The organism is Flavobacterium piscisymbiosum, assembly GCF_020905295.1.
Classification (GTDB): domain Bacteria; phylum Bacteroidota; class Bacteroidia; order Flavobacteriales; family Flavobacteriaceae; genus Flavobacterium; species Flavobacterium piscisymbiosum.
Genome location: NZ_JAJJMM010000001.1, coordinates 3,566,031 through 3,588,658, shown reverse-complemented (window position 1 = coordinate 3,588,658; position 22,628 = coordinate 3,566,031). Strand labels below are relative to the sequence as shown.

General features: G+C 32.1%; 26 protein-coding genes. 15 read left to right on the top strand and 11 right to left on the bottom strand.

Annotated features, from left to right (window positions below; genetic code table 11):
* The first annotated feature begins 10 nt into the window (after nucleotides 1–10).
* Together LNP81_RS15675 and LNP81_RS15670 are read left to right on the top strand one after the other, a co-directional pair.
* Nucleotides 11–562 (top strand): GNAT family N-acetyltransferase, encoded by a 552-nt coding sequence (locus LNP81_RS15675; RefSeq protein WP_230037386.1) that lies wholly within the window; start codon nucleotides 11–13, stop codon nucleotides 560–562.
* A 122-nt stretch (nucleotides 563–684) separates the two neighbouring features.
* Nucleotides 685–1,239: a DUF3575 domain-containing protein gene (locus LNP81_RS15670; protein ID WP_230037384.1), complete on the top strand. Its 555-nt coding sequence runs from the start codon at nucleotides 685–687 to the stop codon at nucleotides 1,237–1,239.
* On the opposite strand, the gene LNP81_RS15665 is transcribed toward LNP81_RS15670, so the two are convergent.
* On the bottom strand, nucleotides 1,240–1,470 hold the full coding sequence (locus LNP81_RS15665; RefSeq protein WP_230037382.1) for a VF530 family protein: 231 nt from the start codon (nucleotides 1,468–1,470) through the stop codon (nucleotides 1,240–1,242).
* Between the two features lie 70 nt (nucleotides 1,471–1,540).
* Between LNP81_RS15665 and smpB the strand changes: the two genes are divergently transcribed.
* The 3 genes from smpB to LNP81_RS15650 all read left to right on the top strand — a co-directional run bounded on the left by smpB (nucleotide 1,541) and on the right by LNP81_RS15650 (nucleotide 3,866).
* Nucleotides 1,541–1,996 (top strand): SsrA-binding protein SmpB, encoded by a 456-nt coding sequence (gene smpB / locus LNP81_RS15660; protein WP_056251381.1) that lies wholly within the window; start codon nucleotides 1,541–1,543, stop codon nucleotides 1,994–1,996.
* 78 nt (nucleotides 1,997–2,074) lie between these two features.
* Nucleotides 2,075–2,725, top strand: a complete 651-nt coding sequence (locus LNP81_RS15655; RefSeq protein ID WP_230037380.1) for a membrane lipoprotein lipid attachment site-containing protein — start codon at nucleotides 2,075–2,077, stop codon at nucleotides 2,723–2,725.
* A gap of 91 nt (nucleotides 2,726–2,816) precedes the next feature.
* A complete protein-coding gene (locus tag LNP81_RS15650; protein ID WP_230037378.1) occupies nucleotides 2,817–3,866 on the top strand; it encodes a Fic family protein in 1,050 nt (349 codons plus the stop codon).
* A 120-nt stretch (nucleotides 3,867–3,986) separates the two neighbouring features.
* Here the strand turns inward: LNP81_RS15650 and LNP81_RS15645 are convergent, their stop codons facing one another.
* Entirely contained in the window at nucleotides 3,987–4,628 is a 642-nt protein-coding gene (locus LNP81_RS15645; protein ID WP_041518722.1) for a protein-L-isoaspartate(D-aspartate) O-methyltransferase, read from the bottom strand.
* Nucleotides 4,629–4,771: 143 nt separating this feature from the next.
* On the opposite strand from LNP81_RS15645, the gene LNP81_RS15640 reads away from it, so the two are divergent.
* The 10 genes from LNP81_RS15640 to LNP81_RS15595 all read left to right on the top strand — a co-directional run bounded on the left by LNP81_RS15640 (nucleotide 4,772) and on the right by LNP81_RS15595 (nucleotide 13,915).
* Complete coding sequence (locus LNP81_RS15640) at nucleotides 4,772–5,737, top strand: Gfo/Idh/MocA family protein (protein WP_230037376.1); 966 nt, start codon at nucleotides 4,772–4,774, stop codon at nucleotides 5,735–5,737.
* 89 nt (nucleotides 5,738–5,826) lie between these two features.
* The gene (locus tag LNP81_RS15635) at nucleotides 5,827–6,714 is read left to right on the top strand and encodes a 3-hydroxyacyl-CoA dehydrogenase family protein (protein ID WP_154781791.1); all 888 of its coding nucleotides are present in this window, start codon (nucleotides 5,827–5,829) and stop codon (nucleotides 6,712–6,714) included.
* 12 nt (nucleotides 6,715–6,726) lie between these two features.
* The gene (locus LNP81_RS15630; RefSeq protein ID WP_230037374.1) at nucleotides 6,727–7,149 is read left to right on the top strand and encodes a hypothetical protein; all 423 of its coding nucleotides are present in this window, start codon (nucleotides 6,727–6,729) and stop codon (nucleotides 7,147–7,149) included.
* 7 nt (nucleotides 7,150–7,156) lie between these two features.
* Entirely contained in the window at nucleotides 7,157–7,816 is a 660-nt protein-coding gene (locus LNP81_RS15625) for a YggS family pyridoxal phosphate-dependent enzyme (RefSeq protein ID WP_230037372.1), read from the top strand.
* A gap of 67 nt (nucleotides 7,817–7,883) precedes the next feature.
* Nucleotides 7,884–8,231, top strand: a complete 348-nt coding sequence (locus LNP81_RS15620; protein ID WP_089350975.1) for a four helix bundle protein — start codon at nucleotides 7,884–7,886, stop codon at nucleotides 8,229–8,231.
* Between the two features lie 101 nt (nucleotides 8,232–8,332).
* Nucleotides 8,333–9,694, top strand: coding sequence for an exonuclease domain-containing protein (locus LNP81_RS15615; RefSeq protein ID WP_230037370.1), 1,362 nt, complete (start codon nucleotides 8,333–8,335; stop codon nucleotides 9,692–9,694).
* Nucleotides 9,695–9,724: 30 nt separating this feature from the next.
* The gene (locus LNP81_RS15610) at nucleotides 9,725–10,564 is read left to right on the top strand and encodes an ion transporter (RefSeq protein WP_230037368.1); all 840 of its coding nucleotides are present in this window, start codon (nucleotides 9,725–9,727) and stop codon (nucleotides 10,562–10,564) included.
* 153 nt (nucleotides 10,565–10,717) lie between these two features.
* A complete protein-coding gene (miaA, locus tag LNP81_RS15605; RefSeq protein WP_230037366.1) occupies nucleotides 10,718–11,638 on the top strand; it encodes a tRNA (adenosine(37)-N6)-dimethylallyltransferase MiaA in 921 nt (306 codons plus the stop codon).
* Nucleotides 11,639–11,698: 60 nt separating this feature from the next.
* On the top strand, nucleotides 11,699–13,096 hold the full coding sequence (locus LNP81_RS15600) for a glycine-rich domain-containing protein (RefSeq protein ID WP_230037364.1): 1,398 nt from the start codon (nucleotides 11,699–11,701) through the stop codon (nucleotides 13,094–13,096).
* Between the two features lie 75 nt (nucleotides 13,097–13,171).
* Nucleotides 13,172–13,915 carry an acyl-[acyl-carrier-protein] thioesterase gene (locus tag LNP81_RS15595; protein WP_230037362.1) on the top strand — a complete coding sequence of 248 codons (744 nt, stop codon included), beginning with the start codon at nucleotides 13,172–13,174 and terminating at the stop codon, nucleotides 13,913–13,915.
* Between the two features lie 114 nt (nucleotides 13,916–14,029).
* Here the strand turns inward: LNP81_RS15595 and LNP81_RS15590 are convergent, their stop codons facing one another.
* The 9 genes from LNP81_RS15590 to LNP81_RS15550 all read right to left on the bottom strand — a co-directional run bounded on the left by LNP81_RS15590 (nucleotide 14,030) and on the right by LNP81_RS15550 (nucleotide 22,606).
* Nucleotides 14,030–14,557 carry a hypothetical protein gene (locus tag LNP81_RS15590; protein WP_230037360.1) on the bottom strand — a complete coding sequence of 176 codons (528 nt, stop codon included), beginning with the start codon at nucleotides 14,555–14,557 and terminating at the stop codon, nucleotides 14,030–14,032.
* Nucleotides 14,544–15,233, bottom strand: a complete 690-nt coding sequence (gene prfH / locus LNP81_RS15585) for a peptide chain release factor H (RefSeq protein WP_230037358.1) — start codon at nucleotides 15,231–15,233, stop codon at nucleotides 14,544–14,546. The genes LNP81_RS15590 and prfH overlap by 14 nt, the downstream gene beginning before the upstream one ends.
* The gene (locus LNP81_RS15580; protein ID WP_230037357.1) at nucleotides 15,221–15,826 is read right to left on the bottom strand and encodes a hypothetical protein; all 606 of its coding nucleotides are present in this window, start codon (nucleotides 15,824–15,826) and stop codon (nucleotides 15,221–15,223) included. The genes prfH and LNP81_RS15580 overlap by 13 nt, the downstream gene beginning before the upstream one ends.
* A gap of 13 nt (nucleotides 15,827–15,839) precedes the next feature.
* Nucleotides 15,840–17,231 (bottom strand): RtcB family protein, encoded by a 1,392-nt coding sequence (locus LNP81_RS15575; protein ID WP_230037354.1) that lies wholly within the window; start codon nucleotides 17,229–17,231, stop codon nucleotides 15,840–15,842.
* A gap of 3 nt (nucleotides 17,232–17,234) precedes the next feature.
* Nucleotides 17,235–17,981 (bottom strand): hypothetical protein, encoded by a 747-nt coding sequence (locus LNP81_RS15570; RefSeq protein WP_230037353.1) that lies wholly within the window; start codon nucleotides 17,979–17,981, stop codon nucleotides 17,235–17,237.
* 662 nt (nucleotides 17,982–18,643) lie between these two features.
* Nucleotides 18,644–19,360: a response regulator transcription factor gene (locus LNP81_RS15565; protein ID WP_072963937.1), complete on the bottom strand. Its 717-nt coding sequence runs from the start codon at nucleotides 19,358–19,360 to the stop codon at nucleotides 18,644–18,646.
* 3 nt (nucleotides 19,361–19,363) lie between these two features.
* Nucleotides 19,364–20,950: a sensor histidine kinase gene (locus LNP81_RS15560; protein ID WP_230037351.1), complete on the bottom strand. Its 1,587-nt coding sequence runs from the start codon at nucleotides 20,948–20,950 to the stop codon at nucleotides 19,364–19,366.
* 59 nt (nucleotides 20,951–21,009) lie between these two features.
* On the bottom strand, nucleotides 21,010–21,606 hold the full coding sequence (gene coaE, locus LNP81_RS15555) for a dephospho-CoA kinase (protein WP_230037349.1): 597 nt from the start codon (nucleotides 21,604–21,606) through the stop codon (nucleotides 21,010–21,012).
* Nucleotide 21,607: 1 nt separating this feature from the next.
* Complete coding sequence (locus tag LNP81_RS15550) at nucleotides 21,608–22,606, bottom strand: glycosyltransferase family 2 protein (protein WP_230037347.1); 999 nt, start codon at nucleotides 22,604–22,606, stop codon at nucleotides 21,608–21,610.
* Nucleotides 22,607–22,628: the final 22 nt, after the last annotated feature.

The following is a 22,628-nucleotide window of genomic DNA, read 5'->3' as shown; positions in this document are numbered from 1 at the left end:
TTCAAGAAAAATGTTAGAATTTAATTTCAATCCATTTCCTGTTATAGAAACAGAACGTTTGCTTTTAAGAAGAATAACAAACGATGATGTAAATGAAGTTTTCGAATTACGTTCGAATCCCGAAACCATGAAATATATTCCGCGTCCATTGGTAAAAAACAATGAAGATGCTTTGGAACATATTGCCATGATCGAAGAAAAAATAGTAACAAATGTAGGCATCAATTGGGGAATTACATTAAAAGGTAATTCAAAACTGCTGGGGATTATAGGCTACTACAGAATGCAGCCCCAAAATTATCGCGCTGAAATTGGATATATTTTACTACCTGAATTTCATGGAAAAGGAATTATTCCCGAAGCTGTAAACAGATTAATTACTTATGGATTTGAGGATCTAAAATTACATTCAATAGAAGCCGTAATTGATCCTGAGAATTATGCGTCTGAAAAAGTCTTACAAAAATGTGGTTTTGTTAAAGAAGCGCATCTAAAAGAAAGCGAATTTTATGAAGGTCGTTTTCTTGACAATGTAATATACTCATTACTAGAACCTAAGTGATTTAGCCTAGATATTATAAAAAAATATTCCTGTTAAATTATAATAGTCATTAATGGTTTACGTTATATTTGCACGCAAAATAAGCAATAAAGGCTTATTATAATACCACGAAAACCCATTTTATGAAAAAAATCTTAATCCTAATTGTTCTTTTCTTTTCGATTCAGTCTCAAAGTCAAACTTTTATTAAATTCAATGCTGCAACGGCTATAGTTGCAATACCTAATGTGGGTATTGAGACCAGTATAGGAGAAAAAATGACTTTTAGTGTTGATGTAATGGCTTCATTCTGGGAATCTTTTAATGGGCACAGTCCAATGAAATTTTACACATTAACTCCTGAAGTTCGTTACCATTTTAAAGAAAAGTATAACGGATTTTATGTAGGTGCTCATGCCGGACCGGATGTTTACGAACTACAAAAGTGGAATTACTGGGATACTAATAAATACGAACATGGTTTTGGATACCGCTTAGGTGTTACCGTAGGATATAATCTAAAACTAAGCGATAAATTTCTTTTAGATATTTTTGCAGGAGCCGGATGGCATCAAGGTTTTTATCACGGATATTATAATGATGGAACTCCCGGAAGATATGAACATGCTCCAAACTGGAATAAAAGCGGCGAATGGTTACCATACCGCGGTGGTGTTATGATTTCTTATAAATTGTAATTACTTTGCAAATTTAGGCAGAGATTTTACATATAAATCTTCTACTTTCTTTCTGGCCCAGTCGGTTTTTCTTAAAAAAGTCAAACTAGATTTTACACTCGGATTTGAAGTAAAACATTTTATCGGAATTATTTCTGCCAAAGTATCAAAACCATAATGATCTACCAAAGCTTCTACTATTTTTTGAAGCGTGATTCCGTGTAACGGATCTTTTGATTGTTGTTTTTCCATGATGCAAATTTATATCATTTATGCAAAAACAATTGCTGTTTCATTTATTTGTTACTAAATTTGTCATCCTATGTTAAAAACAGTCAATATACTTAATAAAAGAGCTCGATTTGATTATGAGATAATCGATACCTATACTGCTGGAATTGTTTTATCTGGAACTGAAATCAAATCGATACGATTAGGAAAAGCAAATATTACCGAAAGTTTTTGTGAATTTAGTAATCTGGAACTTTTTGCAATCAATACTTATATCGAAGAATATACATTCGGAAATCAGTTTAACCATAAAGCAAGAAGCGAAAGAAAATTACTTTTGAACAAGAAAGAATTAAAAAGTCTTCATAAAAGCGTTCAGGCAAAAGGTCTTACCATTGTTCCTTTAAAATTATTTACCAACGAAAAGGGACTTGCAAAATTACAAATTGGTCTTTGCAAAGGAAAGAAAAACTACGATAAGCGCGAATCGCTAAAAGAACAAGATACCAAACGCGACTTAGACCGAATAAAAAAAGCTTATAATTAAAATATATTTTTAATTGTAAGAAGGGTTTGCTTTTATTTTATACGTATTTTTACTACAATCATTATAAAAAATTGTAATATGAAAAAATACTTATTTTTAGTAATCGCTGTTCTTGCTCTTTCAGGTTGTGGCAGTAACACTTCTATTGTAAATAGCTGGAGAGATCCAAAAATAACAGTCGCTCAGGAAAATTTCAAAAAAGTTCTGGTTGTAGCTTTATTAAAAGACGAAGCTTCAAGAAGAGTTACTGAAAACAGAATTGCTGCCAGTAATGAAATTTTCAAAACTTCTTATCAGTACTTAAACGAAACAACCAAAAATCTTACTCAGGAGCAAAAATTAAAAATATTGCAGGATGAGAATTTTGATGGCGTTATTACATTGCGTTTAGTAAGCAAAGAAAAAGAAACAACTTATGTTCCCGGAACTTACACAGGCATGTACTACGGCGGCTTCGACGGAATGTATACCGGAATGTATGGTTACGGTTTTGGAAACTGGTACGGAATGTACTCTCCTAACTTTTATGACCCGGGATACTATCAGGAAACGACATCATATATGGTAGAAACCAATGTTTTTTCATTAAAAGAAAATAAATTAATCTGGACAGGAACGACAAAATCAGATTACGTTACTGATTTAGGTCAAACGGTTGATGCTATTATGCAGACTGTAGTTCAGGAAATGAGAAAAGACGGATCTCTTCCTCCAAAAAGTAAAATATAATTTTAGAAAAGCAATATATTTAATATTGCTTTTTTTTATCATTAATAAAATGACTAATTCTGTCAAGACAATTTAAAACATTTTTACAAATATGAAAACACTTCTTAAAAATGCAAGAGAACTAAAAGGATTAAAGACTAGAGAAGTGGCGCAAATCCTGGGTATTGATCAGGCATTAATAAGTAAATTTGAATCAGGAACAAGAAAACCAACCAGAGAACAAATTTCAAAACTTTCTCAGCTTTTAGAAATTGACTTTGAAACCTTAATGATTGCCTGGCTCAAGGAAAAAATTCTATATGAAATTGGAGATGATGAATTTGCCTTAAAAGCATTAATGGTAGCGGAACAGGAAATTAAATACAATAAAACTGTTTCAAAATTAAAAATCTCCAAAACTTTAGAAAATCTTTTAAAGGAGATTGATCTATTAAAAGCAAAATTAGACAGTTATCGCCAATATGACAGCTTTAGAATTACTCAGGCATTAGAATTAGAATATACTTTTGAAAGTAATAGAATTGAAGGAAACACAATGACACTTCGTGAAACTGACATGGTCATTAATGAAGGTCTTACAATTTCCGGAAAAAGTATGCGTGAGCATATGGAGGCCATTAATCATCAGGAAGCGATTGGTTTTATCAAAGATTTAATGCAAAGAAGTGTTTCATTAAACGAACGCGATCTTTTATCAATCCATAATTTAATTCTGCGCGGGATAATTCCAGAAGACGCAGGTCGTTACCGTAAAGTACAAGTTATGATAAAAGGAAGCACACATATGCCACCACAACCATTTATGGTTGCCAAAGAAATGGAAGATTATTTTATTTGGTATGAAACCAATAAAAATAAACTGCATCCCGTTATTTTGGCGGCCGAAATGCATGAAAGATTAATCACAATTCATCCTTTTATTGATGGAAACGGAAGAACTTCTCGTCTGGTCATGAATTTAATTTTATTACAAAAAGGATATATAATTGCTAATATCAAAGGAGATTATGATAACCGTATGCAATATTATCAGACTTTAGAAACTGCGCAGACAAAAAATAATAAAGAAGACTTTTTACTTTTTGTAGCTAAAACTGAAAAAGAAAACTTAGAACGATATATTGGTATTATTGCGCAATAAAACAAAACACGAATTTCACTAATTTGCACAAATTAAATAATCAATTGCGTTTGTGAATTTAATTTCAAAAAACAATTAGTGCTAATTTGTGAAATTCGTGTTTAAAATTTATAGTTATTTTTAATTTTTATCTTCTAATAAAGGTACAAATCTAAATTCTCCAAACTCATGTTTTTCGAATTGAGTTTCATTCTTTCGAATCAATAAAGTCATAATCTGAACGTCTTCTCCTAGCGGAATTACAAGCCTTCCTCCTATTTTTAATTGTGCCATTAAAGGCTGAGGAATAAATGGAGCGCCCGCCGTAACAATAATACTATCAAACGGTGCGTAACTTGGTAAGCCTTTGTAACCATCACCAAAAGATAAATGTTTAGGGCGAATATTTAATTTTGGAAATAAATTTGAAGTTGTTTTAAACAATTCATTTTGTCTTTCAACACTAAAAACTTTAGCTCCTAGCATACATAAAACAGCAGTTTGATAACCGGAACCGGTACCAATTTCAAGAATTTTATGTTCTTTTTTAACTTCTAATAATTGCGATTGAAACGCAACGGTGTACGGCTGCGAAATAGTTTGCCCGGCTCCTATAGGAAAAGCCTTATCCTGATAAGCGTAATCTTCAAAACTTGAATTCAAAAAAAGGTGTCTTGGGATTTTTTTTATCGCATCCAAAACTGCTCTATCGGTAATTCCTTTTTGTTCTAAAGTGCTTACTAATTGATTACGAAGTCCTTGATGTTTGGCAGTGTCTTTCAAAATAGGTAGGTTTAATTTTTGCAAAAATAAGAAAGTAAATAGGAAATCAAATATTGATTTTTAATTATTAAATCGCTAAATCTTTATTGCATTCACTTTTACTTTCAACAAATAAATTATATTTTTGTTTAAAATACATTCTCATGTTAAAAGTAGGAGTTTTAGGTGCTGGTCATCTTGGTAAAATACATTTACGCTTATTACAACAATCTGACAAATACGAATTAGTTGGATTTTACGATGAAAATCAAGAAAATGCCGAACGAATATCAAAAGAATTTGGCTATAAAAACTTCAGTACTATTGCAAAATTAATCCACGCTGTGGATGTCATTGATATTGTAACCCCAACACTTTCTCATTATAAATGTGCTAAGGTAGCCATTAAATCAGGAAAACACATCTTTATAGAAAAACCAATTGCCAATACCGTTGCAGAAGCCGAAGAAATTATCGCTTTAGCCAAAGAATACAACGTAAAAGGTCAGGTGGGTCATGTTGAGCGCTTTAATCCAGCGTTTATCGCTACAAAAAACATGATCGAAAATCCAATGTTTATAGAAACGCACCGTTTGGCAGAATTTAATCCGCGTGGTACAGATGTTCCTGTAGTTCTGGATTTAATGATTCATGATATTGATGCGATCTTAAGCGTAGTAAACTCAAAAGTAAAAGACATTCATGCAAGTGGCGTTTCGGTTATCAGTGATACACCTGATATTGCCAATGCCAGAATAGAATTCGAAAACGGATGTGTAGCGAATTTAACAGCAAGCAGAATTTCGTTGAAAAACATGCGTAAGACACGTTTCTTTCAGAAAGATGCCTATATTTCAGTTGATTTTCTGGAAAAAAAATGCGAAGTAGTCCGTATGAAAGATGCACCGGAAATTCCAGGAGATTTTGATATGATTCTGCAAAATGCCGAAGGCGTAAAAAAACAAATCTATTTTACTAATCCTGATGTCGAGCAAAACAATGCCATTCTTGACGAATTAGAATCTTTTGCAAACGCTATAAAAACAGATACTACTCCGGTTGTGACGCTTGAACAAGCAACTGATGCTTTGAGAGTAGCGTATCAAATAATTGATTGTTTCGATAAATAATTGAAAGTTTAAAAAATAAAATTAGCCACGAATTCACGAACCATTTGGTGAATTCGTGGCTAAATCATAAATATAATATCTAAGATAAAATGAAAACTATAGCTGTAATTGGTGCAGGAACAATGGGTAACGGAATTGCTCATACATTTGCACAAAGTGGTTTTACTGTAAAACTAATTGACGTTTCTGAGAAATCATTAGACAAAGGAATGGCAACTATTGCCGCAAACTTAGACCGAATGTTGTCTAAAGGAACCATAACTCAGGAAGATGTTGCTAAAACTATCACTAATATTATTACGTATACTGATATTAAGGATGGTGTTGTTGGCGTTGATTTAGTAGTCGAAGCTGCTACAGAAAATGTAGAGTTAAAACTAAACATCTTTAAGCAATTAAACGAAGCTTGTTCTCATAACACTATTTTAGCAACCAATACTTCTTCGATTTCAATAACACAAATTGGAGCCGTAGTTGCACATCCTGAACGCGTTATTGGAATGCATTTTATGAATCCGGTGCCAATTATGAAATTAGTCGAAATTATTCGTGGTTACAACACCAGCGATGAAGTCACTAAAATTATCATGGATTTATCTGAAAAATTAGGAAAAACTCCTGTTGAAGTAAACGATTATCCAGGTTTTGTGGCCAACAGAATTTTAATGCCTATGCTAAACGAAGCAATCGAAACGTTATACAATAAAGTTGCCGGTGTTTACGAAATTGATACCGTAATGAAATTAGGAATGGGACACCCAATGGGACCACTTCAATTAGCTGATTTTATTGGTCTTGACGTTTGCCTTGCGATATTAAACGTTATGTACGAAGGTTTCAAAAACCCTAAATACGCTCCTTGCCCACTATTAGTTAATATGGTTAGAGCCGGAAAATTAGGAGTAAAATCCGGCGAAGGTTTTTACGATTACAGTGAAAGTAAAAAAGCAGAGAAAATTTCTAAGCAGTTTATTTAACACATAAGTTTCATGAAAAAATTTTTATTGTTTTTTATAATGATTCAATCTATTTCAATAATAGCCAAAACAGAAATTGATACAATCACAAATTGGCAACTTTATAAGGACAATAAAATATTATTTAAAAGTAATGAACTTGAAAAAAATTTAAAAATTGGAGTAATTAATTTTAAAGAAGGCACTAAAGTTTTAAATTTTAATATTTCGTATGACTTTTTTAGAGAAAAAACATTTAAAAAAATCGAATTTATTGTTAATAATAAAGTGATTCAGTACGTTGAAGATGAAGACTATTCTTCTTCAGTTTTTAAAATAAAAAAAGAACAAATAATTCAATTATTCGAAAAATATAAAAACATACCAGTCCTTTTAAAATATTATGACAAAATAAATCCTAAAGGCGTTACAATTGGACGGATATTAATAAAATAAATTTACAATGTCGATACAATCGAATTTAAATACAATCAAAGCAAGTTTACCTGAAAATGTAACATTAGTTGCTGTTTCAAAAACCAAACCTGTTCCTGATTTAATGGAAGCTTACGAAGCCGGTCAGCGCATTTTTGGAGAAAACAAAATCCAGGAAATGGCCGATAAGTACGAAGAAATGCCAAAAGACATTCAATGGCACATGATTGGTCATGTTCAGTCGAATAAAGTTAAATTTATGGCACCATTTGTGAGTTTGGTTCACGGTGTTGATAGTTTAAAATTATTACAGGAAATCAACAAACACGCTTTAAAAAACAATAGAACTATCGATTGTTTGCTTCAAATATACATTGCCGAAGAAGAATCTAAATTTGGTTTAGACGAAAACGAATTAAACGAATTATTATCTTCATCAGAATTCAAAGAGATGAAAAATATTCGTATCTTAGGATTAATGGGAATGGCAACATTTACAGAAGACCAAAAACAGATTAAAAAAGAATTTACACATTTAAAATCGATTTTTGATTCCATAAAATCATTGAAATCTGAAAACTGCAATCTCAATACCATTTCAATGGGAATGTCTGGAGATTATAAACTAGCCATAGAATGCGGAAGCACAATGGTTAGAATTGGAAGCAGCATTTTTGGAGGACGTTGATTTTTCAATATCAATTGCAATTGCAAAAATCAATATCAAATTTTAAAAGTATAAATCAATAATATTAATGGAAAAAATATTCAATTTTGAAGATCGACTGGTTCGTTTTGCTGGAGAATGTATTTTCTTTACAAGGCAATTAGAAAGATTATTTGAAAATGAATATTATAAAAATCAACTAATTAGATCATCCGGAAGTGCATCTTTGAATTTTGGAGAAGCGCAAGGAACAATTACTGATAAAGATTTTATTTTCAAGGTTTCATTAGTTGTAAAAGAGTTAAAAGAATCAAGAAACTCATTAAAAATTCTAGATTATATTAAAGAAGGTGATAGCGATAAAAGAAGTAAACTTTTAATTGAAGTAGAGCAACTTATTGCAATTTCATCAAAAATGATAATAAATAAAAAATAATTCAATTACAATGACAATGGCAATTACAATAACAATTTTCAAAAATTGAAATTGATTTTTAAAATTGATATTGCCATTGATTTTTGAAATTGACATTGAAAATGTACGCAATACTAGACATAGAAACCACTGGAGGCCAGTTTAACGAAGAAGGAATTACCGAAATCGCCATTTATAAATTTGATGGCCATGAAGTAGTCGACCAGTTCATTAGCCTTGTTAATCCTGAAATTCCGATTCAGCCTTTTGTGGTGAAATTAACCGGGATCAATAATGCTATGTTGCGTTCTGCTCCTAAGTTTTTTGAAGTTGCCAAAAGAATCATCGAAATTACCTCAGATTGTATTATTGTTGCTCACAACGCCTCTTTCGATTATAGAATCCTACGAACCGAATTCAGACGTTTAGGTTATGATTTCGAAGCCAGAACACTTTGTACGGTTGAATTGGCTAAAAAATTAATCCCCGAACAACCTTCTTATAGTTTAGGAAAACTCGTTCGTGCACTCGGAATCCCAATGGCAGACAGACATCGCGCCAGCGGAGACGCCATGGCAACAACAAAGCTTTTCAAAATGCTTCTTGAAAAAGATCTTGAAAAAACGATCGTAAAAGATTTCATAAAACTCGAAGTCGAAAAAGGAATTTCACCTAAATTGATGGATTTAGTTGGGCAAATGCCAACAAAAACCGGTATTTATTATATTTATAATGAAGGCGGTACATTAATTTACATTGGCAAAAGCCAAAATATTCGAAAAAGAGTCAATCAGCATTTTACCGGAATCACAACCAAAAGCAAAAAGATTCAGACAGAAGTTTTTACCATTACATATGATGAAACCGGAAGCGAATTAATCGCATTGCTTAAAGAAAGTGAAGAAATAAAAGTAAACCGACCAAGACATAACCGTTCGCAGAAAAAAACTTTTTTCCCATTTGCCTTATATGCCGAAAAAGATTCTAACGGATATCTGAACTTAAAACTTCAAAAAGCAGACGGCCGTAAAAAAGAAATTACATCGTTTATTTCTTTGCAGGAAGGCAAAAACATGCTCTTCAAATTCACAGCAAAATATCATTTGTGTCAAAAAATGACAGGTTTATATCAAAGTAAAAAAGAATGTTTTCAATATAAAATAAAAGAGTGTGACGGTGCTTGTATTGGCGAAGTTAGTGTAGAAGAATATAATTCTCGCGTTCAGCAATTTATATCAGAAAATAGTTTCGAAAATAAAAGCATGATTATTATCGACAGAGGCCGAAACATAAACGAACGCAGCGCTGTATTAATCGAAAATGGTCAATATAAAGGGTATGCCTTTTATGATTTGAACTATCAAATTATGAATATCGACATCTTAAAAAATATTCTAATACCGATGCAAAACAACCGCGATGTAAAGAATATCATCCAACAGTATATCCGTAAAAGTAAATCAGTCAAGATTCTTCATTTTTAACAATACAAAACTTTCATTATCTTCGCTGATATGAAAAAAATAAAATCAAAATACGAGCTTTTTAGACAAAAGACCCAAATAATCCTTTACGGCACCAACACCTTTTTAGGGCGTTTGTTCGATCTCGTGCTTTTAGGTCTTATTCTGTTAAGCGTACTTCTTGTTATGATGGATACAGTCGAAGGTATCAATCATAAATACCATTCCTATCTTATTATCTGCGAATGGATTATCACCGTTTTCTTTACCATCGAATACATCCTGCGCATTATTTCGATACAAAAACCCGTAAAATATGTTTTCAGCTTTTACGGAATTATCGATTTAATGGCCATATTACCCATGTATTTGTCCATTTTTTTTCCTGCTACAAACGTTTTAACGATCGTTAGAATCTTGCGTTTCTTCCGATTGTTTAAAATTTTACATATTCCACAAATCTCTCAACAATCTTTGCAGTTGCGGGAAGCCATGCAAGCCAGTAAAGAAAAAATTCTAGTATTTATCTATTTCGTTCTTATCAGCGCTGTAATTATTGGCTCATTAATGTACGTTGTCGAAGGCAAAGAAAGCGGTTTTACCAGCATTCCGGTAGGAATCTATTGGGCCATTGTAACCCTGACCACCGTTGGTTATGGCGACATTTCACCCGCATCTCCATTAGGTCAGTTTTTAGCTTCACTGGTTATGATTATGGGATACGGAATCATTGCTGTACCAACAGGGATCGTTACTGCAGAATTTGCCAAAAGCAGTTTACGCAATAACGCTGTCAGCACAAAAAAAATGTGTCAAAATTGCAACGCACAACTGCATTTTGATAGTGCAAAATATTGTCATGAATGCGGAACCGAATTACTTAATAATTAATTTTAAGGAGCTATTCCAGCTGTACATTACAACTCCTCCTTATATTTGTTGTTTTTTTAAGGCATAAAAGGAGCTTCTAAAGTCGCTCTTTTATACCAAAAAAAACTAACAAATATAAGTCCGGGGTTTTCACTTCCATCTGGGCTAAAAAATATGAAACACTTAATAACCATCGTAGGACCAACCGCTATAGGCAAAACAGCCTTAAGTATAGCTTTGGCACAACATTTCAAATGCGAGATAATATCTTGCGACAGCCGTCAGTTTTTTAAAGAAATGACCATTGGTACCGCAGTTCCAAATCAGGAAGAATTACAAGCAGCAACACATCATTTCATTCAAAATAAATCGATTTTCGAAAATTATACCGTTGGCGATTACGAAAAAGAAGCTCTTTTAAAAATAGAGGAATTATTTCAAAATAATGATTTTGTCATTCTTATTGGCGGTTCAGGTTTATACGTTGACGCAATCTTAAAAGGTTTTGACGAATTTCCTGAAATTAATCCAGAAGTACGCTCCAAGGTAAATTCAAACTACGAAAAACTCGGAATCGAATATCTGCAAGAACAATTAAAAAACCTGGATCCGGATTACTATCAAAAAATAACCGTCGAAAATCCACAAACACTTCAAAACCCACAACGAATGATGCGTTTTGTAGAAGTTTGCATCGGAACTCAAAAACCATATTCTTCTTTTTTAAATCAAAAGAAAAACAACCGAAACTTCACTCCTATTTTAATAGGTTTAGATGCCGAAAGACAAATCATTTACAATCGAATCAATCAGCGTGTCGATATTATGATGAACGAAGGATTATTAGAAGAAGCAAAAAAATTGTATTCTAACAAAGAGTTAAATGCGCTTCAAACCGTCGGATATAGAGAATTATTTAGTTATTTTAACGGAGATTTCTCACTAGCTTTTGCTATCGAAGAAATCAAGAAAAATACCCGTCGTTTCTCGAAAAGACAACTTACATGGTTCAAACGAAATGAAGCTACAAAATGGTTTGATTATGCGACAGATAGAAAAGAAATTATAAAATATCTTGAAAAATTGTTAGAATAAATCGTGATTTAAAATTGATTAGTTCTCTAACTTTAAATGTTTTTTGCAGTAAATAAAAATATGGATAATGCACTTTGGAATAAGATTTTGCAATTTGATTTTGATGATCCGCCAGGTGAATTTGGCTTTTCAATAAGACTCGCAAAAGAAAAATTTTGGACAAAAAACTTTACAGAAAAAGCCATTTTAGAATATAAAAAATTCATGTATTTGGCTTCAATTTCTGAATCAATGGTTTCTCCATCTGAAACAGTAGACGAAGTATGGCATTTACATTTAATTTTCACTCAATCTTATGAGAAATTTTGCCAATTACTTGGCAAACAAATTCAACACATTCCATCGACCCACAACAAAGCAGATTTTCAAAAATTTAAAAAAGCTAAAGAACAAACTAATACATTATACGAATCAATCTTTGGTGCTCAACCTAAAGATATTTGGGAATTTGACGGAATGTACGAAAGTCTGAATTTAGATAAAGCAAAAATAAATTTAAGATCATTTATCAGTAAATCTTTGATAGTGTTTTTAATTTTAACATTCCCATTCTATTACATTTTAAAACCAATTTACATTACGATAAACAATCCTTATTTCCTTATAGGTTATGTTATTTTATGTGCTGTTACATTTAAAATACTGGATTTATACAACAAAATTAAACTTCGTCAAATTACCCGTAAATTTGATAGCACTTCTTTTGTCTTCGATCTTCAACCTTATGAACTAATTTATCTTAAGACACAAAAAACTTCCAGAGTCATTGACGGTGTTGTAAATGAATTAATCGATAATAAAACAGTTGAAATACAACCTTACAGCATAATCAATCTCATTGAGAATAAATCCGATTTAACTACTGAACAAATTCAGGTAACGACATCATTAAAAGAATTTGGAAAAAGCGTTTATTCAACATTGATGAAACGAATGCAAAGAAAACCTCTTTTTATAAACATATCAAATTGCATGAACGCATTTGAAAAATATTTTATCAAATCTAAAAAATTCAATAATTTATTTTATTTAAATTTTGTCGTTTTTGAAATCCTTGCCATGATAGGATACATTAGAATAATGACAGGTTTTAACAGAAATAAACCCGTAGGACTTCTCGTATTTACTCTTATTGTTTTTGTTCTTGTTGCAATTTTTTTTCTATACAAATTAACCAGACTTCTTTTTATCGCTATAATACCAAATTTATACAAAAAAGAAATTTTACCCGTCAGGCAAATAGAAAATAACTGGCAATGGAATTATTTTCTATTTAGTACAGCTGTTATCACTCCAGCTTTTATACCACTTATAGAAGAATCAAACAAATATAGTCCTGACACATCTTCAGGAAATTCGTCTGGGGGTTCTTGTGGAACCTCTTCTGACTCTTCTTCAAGTAGTTCTTGTGGAAGCTCCTGTGGAAGTTCATGCGGAGGCTGTGGGGGCGGAGACTAAAAAAATCAAAATATTTATTATTTCTTTTTTAGATCAGAAATATATAAATTAGTTAATAATTATTTATCATAAAAAATGCCAATATCACCTAATTTCACATCAGTTTATAGTAAAGACTGGGAAATCAATTTTACACAATGCACCCCGGCTGGTTTTTTAAAATATACAGATTTATGTAATATTCTACAATTAACCGCAGGATCTCACGCCGAAGTTGGAGGTATCAGTTTTCACGACATGCAGGAATTTCACCAGGCATGGGTTTTAAGCCGAATGCGTGTAGAAGTGCATGCATTGCCTCAATGGCAGGACATTGTAACGGTAAAAACCTGGATCAATAGTCTTGAAAATTCACGTTCCGTTCGTGCTCTTGAAATGTATGTTAATGGAAAGAAAATTGTAGGTTGCGAAACGTATTGGGCTGTTTTTAATACCCAATCACGTCGTCCGGAACCTTTGGCAATTCCGTATGAACATTTCGAGTTATTCCCTGAAAAAAGGGCTACAGATGAAGGTTTTTCTAAAATAAACATCAACCATGAAAAAGAAGCTGTCTTTGAAAAAACAGTTTATTTATCTGATTTAGATATTGTAAATCACGTAAATAATGTAAAATATCTGGAATGGTGCCTGGATCATGTTGAGCCAAAAAGAATTTTGAAACAAGAAGTAAAAAACTTTGAAATGAATTTCATGAAAGAACTCTCATTAAAAGATCAAGTCGTAATTCATGAAAGTGAAGATGGCCAAAGTACAGCAAGATTTAGCATTACAAAAGGAGAAAAAACTTGTTTTGCTTTAGAACTGCATTGGAAATAATTTTAGGCCCAAAGATTTAAACGGATTGAACTGGTTTCCCCGATTTTAGTTACTTTTAGTTCTGACTAAAAAAAAACGATGCAAAATGGCATCGTTTTTTGTTTGATATCAAAATCATTTTGATTTCTTTTTCGAATCTTTTTTAGAATTCTTTTTATTTTTCAACAAATCAATTTTGCTTTTTATTCTTTTTTCAACTTCCGTGATATCAGATTCAAAAGCAAATTGCAGCGTGTAAAGTTTTGCGTTTTTAATGGCTGTCAACGCGTCTTTAAATCGAAGTTGCGCTTCAAACAGAATCGCTTTCTTTACATAGATTTCAGATTTGTTTATCCCTTTTATAGTCAAAGCAAAATCAATGAGTTTTTGCGCCTCTTCATAATCTTCATTCAATATTAAAGTCTGAATGTAATACGGATATACTTCAAGAGCATGAATGTTTATGGCCAAAGCTTCTTGAAAATAAGATTTTGCCTCTTCATAATTCCATAATTGCTCCACCTGAATTCTTCCGTACAAACACAAAACCATCGTATTTTTTGCATCATAAGAAAAAGCATAATCCAAGGATTCTATAGTTTCTTCAAGCGAATACGGATAATTATCCAAAGCCTGAAATAGGTATTTATCAATTGCTTTCATTTCGTAAATCTGTTTTTAATTGCTGACGAGTTCCTTTGTAACTTTTTTCGACTTTATTCTTTTTAAAGTCCGATCCGCTAAAAACCCTCACAGGATTCCCACGCTGAATATTCAACTGGTTTTCCCATTGTTTCCCTACATGGTTTTTAAGTTGCTGCAAAGTTTCGCCTTCTAGTTTTTTTAATAATCTTTCTGTAGCCAGTTTTTTGTTTTGGTGCTGCGAGCGGCTGTCCATCGAAACAACTGCAATTCCCGTAGGAATATGTGTTGCCCGAATTGCCGAACTCACCTTATTAACATGTTGTCCGCCCGCACCGGAACTACGCATCGCCTGATATTGTATATCATTTTCTGAAATCGAAGCATTCTTTTGTGCTTCAATCTCAAAAATGCCAATAAACCAGTTTTTACGTTTGTGCATTTTCCTAAACTGACTCTGTCCAATCCATTGAATCGTTCCTATCCAGGAATTCGCAAATTTTTCAGCATTGGTTCCTTTTACGGAGATTGTTGCTGTTTCAACCGTTCCGTTTTCCTGACCAACTTCTCTTTGAAGCAAAGTAGCTTCTAAACCCTGCTCCTGTGCTTCGTCTAAAACTTTTTTAAGCACTTGAGCAACCACCCAAGTGCATTCTGCAGGTCCGCGACCCGCTGTTATCTGAATTATTTTTTCCATTTTTCTAATATTTTAAGAAGCTTTTCTCTGTTTTTTGCTTCTTTTACAAACTTTGGAAGCCTTGAAATCATAGTTCCGTTAGTACTTCCATTATTGTTTCTTTCTCTTAAATCTGCTTTAATATATCTTTCCAGATAATTTATGTGCTCCAGATTATAAGCCCAAAAAAATGTTTTATCAAACCCTTTTTGATACCATAATTCAGCATTAAAAAAACCTTCTCTTACTGCTGCAGTATCTGAATTTAGAATAAAAGAAACTTCTTCAATTTTAGGCTTATATTCTTTAATCTCCTTACAAACCGGACATTTTAATTTTATTTTATCCGGTTTTTCATTTAGCAATTGAGACTCGAACTTTATCTTATCTTCATTATTACAACAATAAGTATCCACAAAGGCTTTGTATTTTACTGCAACCTCTTTTAGTGAATAAAAACAATTTTTACATTCTAAAATTCTCTTATCATTATAATACCATTGAGACTCAAAAGTTCTCTTTATAACTGCTTGAGAAGCACATTGAGGACATTTTACATCTATAATATCCCCAAAACTTCCTAACCATTTATTTTCATCTTGAAATCTTTCCATAATCTTTACTTTTTTATCGGTCCATTCTAACAATTTTGGGTGTAAAAGTTCCCAGAACTTCAACCAACTCTGTCTGATTTCCCATCACTTTTGTAATCTCTTTGTACGCCATTGGCGCTTCGTCAATATTTCCGCCAATTAAGGTTACATCATTTGCTTTCAAAACCTTTTTGATTTCACTTTGGGTAAAAGTAGCTTTGCATTTCGCTCTTGAAAATAAACGTCCTGCTCCATGCGAAGCCGAGTTTAAACTCTCTGCATTTCCTCTGCCTTTCACAATATAACCTGGCGCCGTCATCGAACCGGGAATAATACCTAATTGACCTTCAGCAGCTGGAGTTGCCCCTTTTCTGTGCACAATACATTCTTGTCCGTTTACCATTTCTTTCCACGCAAAGTTGTGATGATTTTCGATTGTTACCACTACTCTTTTCCCTATTGTTTTGGCAATTCTTCTATGAATATCATCGTGACACGCTTTTGCGTACTCTCCGGCCAGATTCATTGCCAACCAATATTCCTGTCCATCGTGCGTGTTTAGATCTAACCACGCCAAATGCTGCACATTTTTAGGCAACGGACATTGTTTCGTCGCCAAGTAGGTATAATGTTTGGCAATATTGGCACCCAAACCTCGAGAACCACTATGCGATAAAACAGCAAAATACTCTCCTACGCCCAGTTTCCACTCGTTCTCCGGATTGTCAATTTTTGCGATACCAAATTCTACAAAGTGATTTCCTCCGCCGGAACTTCCTAATTGTTTGTAGGCTTTTGGTAAAAGATTCTTTAGCAACGGAATATCCTGAAATTCGCTTTTGTAAAAAACTTCATGATCTGCTTTTACAGCATGTGTTTCGTTCATTCCAAATTTAGTATTGTCTTTTAAAATCGCCTGTAATTGATGCTCCTTTCCTTTGAAATGCGAAGCTGGTAAATCGAAAATCGACAAACTCATTCGGCAGCCAATATCAACGCCAACTCCATACGGAATCACAGCATTATCTGTGGCTAAAACACCGCCAATTGGTAATCCATAACCTGAATGTGCATCCGGCATTAAAGCTCCGGCAACTGAAATTGGTAATTTTAATGAATCATACAATTGAAATTTCGCTTGCTGATCAATTTCATTTTCACCAAAAATGGTAAACGGAGCGCGTGTTGTTTTAAGCTGATGCATTCTTACCTGAACCGGTTTTATCAGACCTTCTGCTACTTTACCCCAGGTTCCGTGTCCTTCAAACTTTTCAGGATAAAGTAAAACCTCTTTGGCTTCTGTTAGAATAGATTCTTTTTTCTCTCTTTTTCTATATCTGTTTATTTGCCCTAAAGCAATATTTATTGAATTGTTTTTTGGAAAACCTAACTTTATAAGGTCTTTTCCTGATAATTTATTTCCCATGATTTATATCATTTCGTCTACATATTGTTGGTACAATACATGTAAACTTTTATTTTTAATTGGGCTTATCTCTCTTGGATTTTCATTTTGATAATATCTCCAACGATAAGAAAAACCATTTACTAATTTGTTTATTTTATATCTTAAATTAAGATTAGTAATGTAATTGTCGAGAATCTGAATTTCACTTTCTAAATCTGCATCAACCATTTTGGTATGCGTTATCATGTATGGTTTAATGCGAAACACATAACGCCATGGCTCATTAAATACATAATGAATTTTATAGCGTTTACAATTAGGACACCATCGTTCCCTTTTATAAAAATGCATTTTCTCTTTTTCTGTCAATGATAATTTTGGACTTCTCCATTCTGATTCAGAAAACTCTTTTACTGTTTGAAGCTTTTCGACATATACATGTTTTCTTTTCCTTTTTTTCTTTTTCTTAAAAGATTTTTCAGGAGAATGTTGCCATGTATTTATCTTTTCCAACAATGTCCTGTAAAAGGAAGCTTCATTAGATCTTACTATATCTTCTCTTAGTACAAAACTGCGTTCCCAACCTTTTTGATAAGGTATTGCTAAAGGAACCAATGGCAAATTTTGTCTTTTTTTCCAAAGTTCTACTTCAAGTTTTCTGATTTGAATTAATTGTTTTTCAAAATCATCTTTTACTAATCTTTTCTTTGTTCTTTTATTTTTAAAGCGAGAGCACAAAGCATACTCTTCTGCTGTATAATTTTCCATAAAAAATTATAGTGCATTAAATTAATAGCCAAAACAGGCTATAACATTTTATCCATGAGGATAAATAATAAAATCGATTATTCGGGAAAATTTGAAGTGTCTAGAATAAAAAAAGCCCGAAACTAAATGTCTTCGGGCTTTTATATATATCTAAAAAATGATTTTCTAAGATTGAAAAAGACCACGAAGAAGCGCTGCACCAAATCCGTTTGGTGTGAAGCTCTGAGATGATAATGTAAATACAGACATTTTTCTTCGTTATTAAAGGGTTATTACTTTTTTCGTGTGCAAATATTGTGAATTGTTTTTTGATTTTCCAAATTTATTTTAAAGAAAATTCATGTAAAAAATAATTGCTATATTTTTTGAATCGTATAAAAACACATTATCTGTTTGAAAACTAAAGCCCTAGCCCTGATGGAAGCGGCATCCTTTTTCTTGCTTCTTTAGCAAGAAAAAGATATAGCGGACAGCAGGAAATAGCTCCTTAACATTAAAAATTACAATCTTTTAAATTCCAAATTCCAATTTTACGTGATGTTTCATTTCGAAGGAGGAGAAATGACAAGATTGAGTATAACTGTAATTTTCAAAAAGTATAGCCACAAAAAAAGCCCTGATTACTCAGGGCTCTATGCTTTTGTTTTTGTGAATTTTGTTTTTTATTCTGCAACTTTGCTTTTAACAACTAGTCTGAAACCTTCACCGTGAATGTTAAGAATTTCAACATCTTCGTCTGCTTTTAGGTATTTTCTAAGTTTAGCGATGTAAACGTCCATACTTCTTGAAGTAAAGTAGTTGTCATCTCTCCAGATTTTTGTCAACGCTAATTCTCTTGGCATTAGGTCATTTTCATGAAGAATTAACATTTTAAGCAATTCGTTCTCTTTTGGAGATAATTTTATAGGTTCGTCGTTTTCGAACGTTAAAAATCTAAGTTTCGAATTCAGGTGGAATTTACCAATGTTAAATTCAAACTGAACTTGTTCTGCTTTTGTATCTGCAGATTTTCTTTGAATAATCGCTTTGATTTTCATTAATAAAACTTCTGAATCAAAAGGCTTATTCAAATAATCATCAGCACCCGCTTTATAACCTTTTAGAACATCTTCTTTCATCGATTTTGCCGTTAAGAAGATAATTGGCACTTCGCTGTTCTTTTCTCTAATTTCTTTGGCTAAAGTATAACCATCTTTATAAGGCATCATTACGTCAAGAATACATAAATCATATACATCTTTCTTGAACTTCTCGAAACCTTCCATACCGTTTTTAGCTAAAGTAACTTCAAAGTCATTTAACATTAGATAATCTTTAAGAACTGCCCCAAAATTAAGGTCATCTTCTACTAAAAGTATTCTTTTGTTATTATTTTCCATATTTTAATTTATTAATGGTATTTTTATTATAAAGGTGCTACCTTTTCCTTTTTCGCTTTCAACATATACTTGACCATTGTGATCCTCTACTATTCTTTTTACATAAGCAAGGCCTAAACCATGTCCTTTTACATTATGTAAATCTCCGGTATGCTCTCTGTAAAATTTCTCAAAAACTCTCTTTTGCGCTATCTTACTCATACCAAGACCATTATCTTTTACTTTTATCAGAATCATATCTTTAATATTTTCTGTAAAAATTTCTATTTCAGGAACATCAGGCGAATATTTTATGGCATTTTCTAAAATATTAACCAACACATTTGTAAAATGCACTTCATTGATTAAACTGGTTGTTCTTGCAGCATTATAATGCTTTACAACAGTTCCTTTTCTATCTTCTAAAATTAAATTTACGTGCTCAATTGCATCATCGATTATATCGTGAATTGCCGTTGGTTCTTTTGTAATATCTAATTCTCTTTTTTCTAATTTAGAAATACGAAGAACGTTTTCTACCTGAGCATGCATTCTTTTATTCTCATCCCGGATCATTTGCAGATATCGAAAAACTTTTTCTTTATCTTCAATAATTTTAGGATTCTTAATAGCGTCAAGAGCTAAATTTATGGTTGCAATTGGCGTTTTAAATTCATGCGTCATATTATTTATAAAATCTGTTTTGATTTCAGAAATATGTTTTTGACGTAATAATTGATTCAATGCACTTGTATACGCTACTATTATAATTAATGTAAAAATTATAGACAATATTGTAATACTCAGCAATTCAGACAATAAAAATTTCTTTTTATGAGGGAAAGTGATAAATAGTTCATACTTACTATTTCCTTCGTTATCTGTATAAATTGGTACATGATAGCTTGCGTCTTTATCGTAATGAAATCCATCTGATTTTACCTTTGTTGCAAGACCACTGTTAAGAACTCCGTATTCAAATTTGGTTTTTACACCATATTCCTCTAACTCTTTCTTTAAAAGCTTTTGAAGTTTATCTTTTGTAATTCTACCTTCTATAGGGGTCAACGACGCAATATCTTTATATTGAATTTGCTGTTGTACTTTATTTAAGATATCTAAACTACCTGATTTTTCAATTTTAAGATCCGGAATAATACTTTGTCCTAAACTATTATTATCGATTCCGTTATTGTTGTTGTAAACTTCAGTTACCCTTTTTGAACTAAAATTTTTAAATCTTTCACTACTAAATTTTTTATTGAATAGTGAACCATTTATGTCATAATCCTCAGATGTAAGCGTATTAGAATATACTATCGTTTTATTTGTTTTAGTATTTCTTTGAACATAAAAAACTTGCAGTAAATCTTCTTTTTTAGGAGTTTTTCCTGTACTATCTTTTATACGATTGTACTTATCATAAAAACTGTACTCTTCTTGCTGCTCTAATTTGTCAGCAACGTTTCCGATTACTTGTGTAACGTGGTATTTAAACTGTTCATCGTTGTTTTTGAACGAAGAATTAAACCAATATACCTGTACCAGAATAATCCCTATTAAGGACAAACTCATCAGTAAAACAAGTATTCTAAAAAATAATTTATTCATCGAAACAAAATTAATATTTTAACAATATACTAAATAATACATTAACCAAATATTAACATTTAAGACTGATTTTGTTTTATATTTAAAATTTTAAGAATTTTAACAACTTCTTCTTTAGCAATTTTAAGATTACTGTTATTAATTACAAAATTGCTTAAAGAAATTCTTTTTTCGTCATTCCATTGCATTTTCATTCTGCTTAAAACTTGTTCGCGTTTGGTATTATCGCGCTTCACGACTCTTTCGATTCTAACTTCTTCCGGTGCGGTAACGGTTATAATTACATCACATTCTTTATAACGACCACTTTCGAACAAAATTGCGGCTTCATAAATTACATAATCGTGTTTTTTATTTTCTAATAGCCATGATTCAAAATCGCTTTTTACGGCGGGATGAACAATAGCATTTAATTGTGCTAATTTATCGGCATTATTAAAAACAATTTCAGCAAGCTTTGCTCTGTTTAAAATTTCATTTTCAAAAATAGAATCCCCAAATGTTGTTTTTATTTGTTGTATTATATTTTGAGATTGCATTACTTTTTTGGCTGCATCATCAGCGATATAAACAGGAACGCCCATTGTTGCAAAATAATTTGCAATTGTTGTTTTACCACTTCCTATTCCGCCTGTTAAACCAATAACTTTAGTCATACTATACTTTAAAAAACATACGAGGAAATGCTTCTTGTGGTTTTTTCTTTAAAACAATAATTTTTATAAACGACTTTAAAAATCCTGTTCCGTAACCATAAAACTGCTTCCAAACTGCAATTACAGATAAGTATCCAATTTTAATGCTTTTATTTTGAATACTTGATGTAAGAAAAATAATAACGAAATATACAAAATATAATTGTAATAATATATCGAAATTGAATATTAATAGTAAAAAAGCTAATAATAAACCTAGTATAAAGACAGAAGGAAAGAAGAATGTTAACTTATTATGTTCTGGATACCAACTATTTAATATAGGTCTTGCGATTCCAAATTTATTTACCTGAATCGAAAATTTTCCCCAATCTATTCTGCGTTTATGGTAAACATAAGCCTCTGGAAACAATCTGGTTTCGAAACCAAGGTTCCATAAACGAATCGAAAGGTCCGGATCTTCGCCGGGATGGATGTTTCCAAAGCCTTTTGATGCTTCAAATGCCTTTTTTGAAATTCCCATATTGAAACTTCTTGGCTGAAATTTATTAATTTTTTCAGATCCGCCACGAATTCCTCCTGTTGTAAGAAACGAAGTCATAGCAAAATTAATTGCTTTCTGAATATCCGAAAAACTATCTAATGCTTTATCCGGCCCTCCAAAACAATCTACATAATCCGCATCTAATGCTTTTCGAACTTCTGTAAGATAATTGGGCGGGATAATACAATCCGAATCAAAAATGATAAAATAATCTCCACGCGCCTTTTGCATCCCGAAATTTCTTGAATCTCCAGGTCCTGAATTTGGCTTGAAATAATACGAAATGTTCAATTTTCCCTGATAAGTCATCACCACATCTTTGCATGGTATTAATGATCCGTCTTCTACAAGAACAATTTCAAAAGCTTCATTATAATCAGATTTAGACAGACTTTCTAAAAGTTCATCAACTTCATCTGGACGATTATACACGGGTATAATTAAAGAAAAAATCATAATGGGATGTGCGGTATTAAAG

Coding starts and splice junctions, on each gene's coding strand:
- coaE (WP_230037349.1), bottom strand. CDS start 21,606: ATGACTAAAGTTATTGGTTTAACAGGCGGAATAGGAAGTGGTAAAACA.
- miaA (WP_230037366.1), top strand. CDS start 10,718: ATGAAACACTTAATAACCATCGTAGGACCAACCGCTATAGGCAAAACA.
- LNP81_RS15560 (WP_230037351.1), bottom strand. CDS start 20,950: ATGAATAAATTATTTTTTAGAATACTTGTTTTACTGATGAGTTTGTCC.
- LNP81_RS15630 (WP_230037374.1), top strand. CDS start 6,727: ATGAAAAAATTTTTATTGTTTTTTATAATGATTCAATCTATTTCAATA.
- LNP81_RS15650 (WP_230037378.1), top strand. CDS start 2,817: ATGAAAACACTTCTTAAAAATGCAAGAGAACTAAAAGGATTAAAGACT.
- LNP81_RS15620 (WP_089350975.1), top strand. CDS start 7,884: ATGGAAAAAATATTCAATTTTGAAGATCGACTGGTTCGTTTTGCTGGA.
- LNP81_RS15595 (WP_230037362.1), top strand. CDS start 13,172: ATGCCAATATCACCTAATTTCACATCAGTTTATAGTAAAGACTGGGAA.
- LNP81_RS15570 (WP_230037353.1), bottom strand. CDS start 17,981: ATGGAAAATTATACAGCAGAAGAGTATGCTTTGTGCTCTCGCTTTAAA.
- LNP81_RS15580 (WP_230037357.1), bottom strand. CDS start 15,826: ATGGAAAGATTTCAAGATGAAAATAAATGGTTAGGAAGTTTTGGGGAT.
- prfH (WP_230037358.1), bottom strand. CDS start 15,233: ATGGAAAAAATAATTCAGATAACAGCGGGTCGCGGACCTGCAGAATGC.
- LNP81_RS15655 (WP_230037380.1), top strand. CDS start 2,075: ATGAAAAAATACTTATTTTTAGTAATCGCTGTTCTTGCTCTTTCAGGT.
- LNP81_RS15565 (WP_072963937.1), bottom strand. CDS start 19,360: ATGGAAAATAATAACAAAAGAATACTTTTAGTAGAAGATGACCTTAAT.
- LNP81_RS15625 (WP_230037372.1), top strand. CDS start 7,157: ATGTCGATACAATCGAATTTAAATACAATCAAAGCAAGTTTACCTGAA.
- LNP81_RS15665 (WP_230037382.1), bottom strand. CDS start 1,470: ATGGAAAAACAACAATCAAAAGATCCGTTACACGGAATCACGCTTCAA.
- LNP81_RS15675 (WP_230037386.1), top strand. CDS start 11: ATGTTAGAATTTAATTTCAATCCATTTCCTGTTATAGAAACAGAACGT.
- LNP81_RS15550 (WP_230037347.1), bottom strand. CDS start 22,606: ATGATTTTTTCTTTAATTATACCCGTGTATAATCGTCCAGATGAAGTT.
- smpB (WP_056251381.1), top strand. CDS start 1,541: ATGTTAAAAACAGTCAATATACTTAATAAAAGAGCTCGATTTGATTAT.
- LNP81_RS15640 (WP_230037376.1), top strand. CDS start 4,772: ATGTTAAAAGTAGGAGTTTTAGGTGCTGGTCATCTTGGTAAAATACAT.
- LNP81_RS15635 (WP_154781791.1), top strand. CDS start 5,827: ATGAAAACTATAGCTGTAATTGGTGCAGGAACAATGGGTAACGGAATT.
- LNP81_RS15575 (WP_230037354.1), bottom strand. CDS start 17,231: ATGGGAAATAAATTATCAGGAAAAGACCTTATAAAGTTAGGTTTTCCA.
- LNP81_RS15670 (WP_230037384.1), top strand. CDS start 685: ATGAAAAAAATCTTAATCCTAATTGTTCTTTTCTTTTCGATTCAGTCT.
- LNP81_RS15590 (WP_230037360.1), bottom strand. CDS start 14,557: ATGAAAGCAATTGATAAATACCTATTTCAGGCTTTGGATAATTATCCG.
- LNP81_RS15600 (WP_230037364.1), top strand. CDS start 11,699: ATGGATAATGCACTTTGGAATAAGATTTTGCAATTTGATTTTGATGAT.
- LNP81_RS15615 (WP_230037370.1), top strand. CDS start 8,333: ATGTACGCAATACTAGACATAGAAACCACTGGAGGCCAGTTTAACGAA.
- LNP81_RS15610 (WP_230037368.1), top strand. CDS start 9,725: ATGAAAAAAATAAAATCAAAATACGAGCTTTTTAGACAAAAGACCCAA.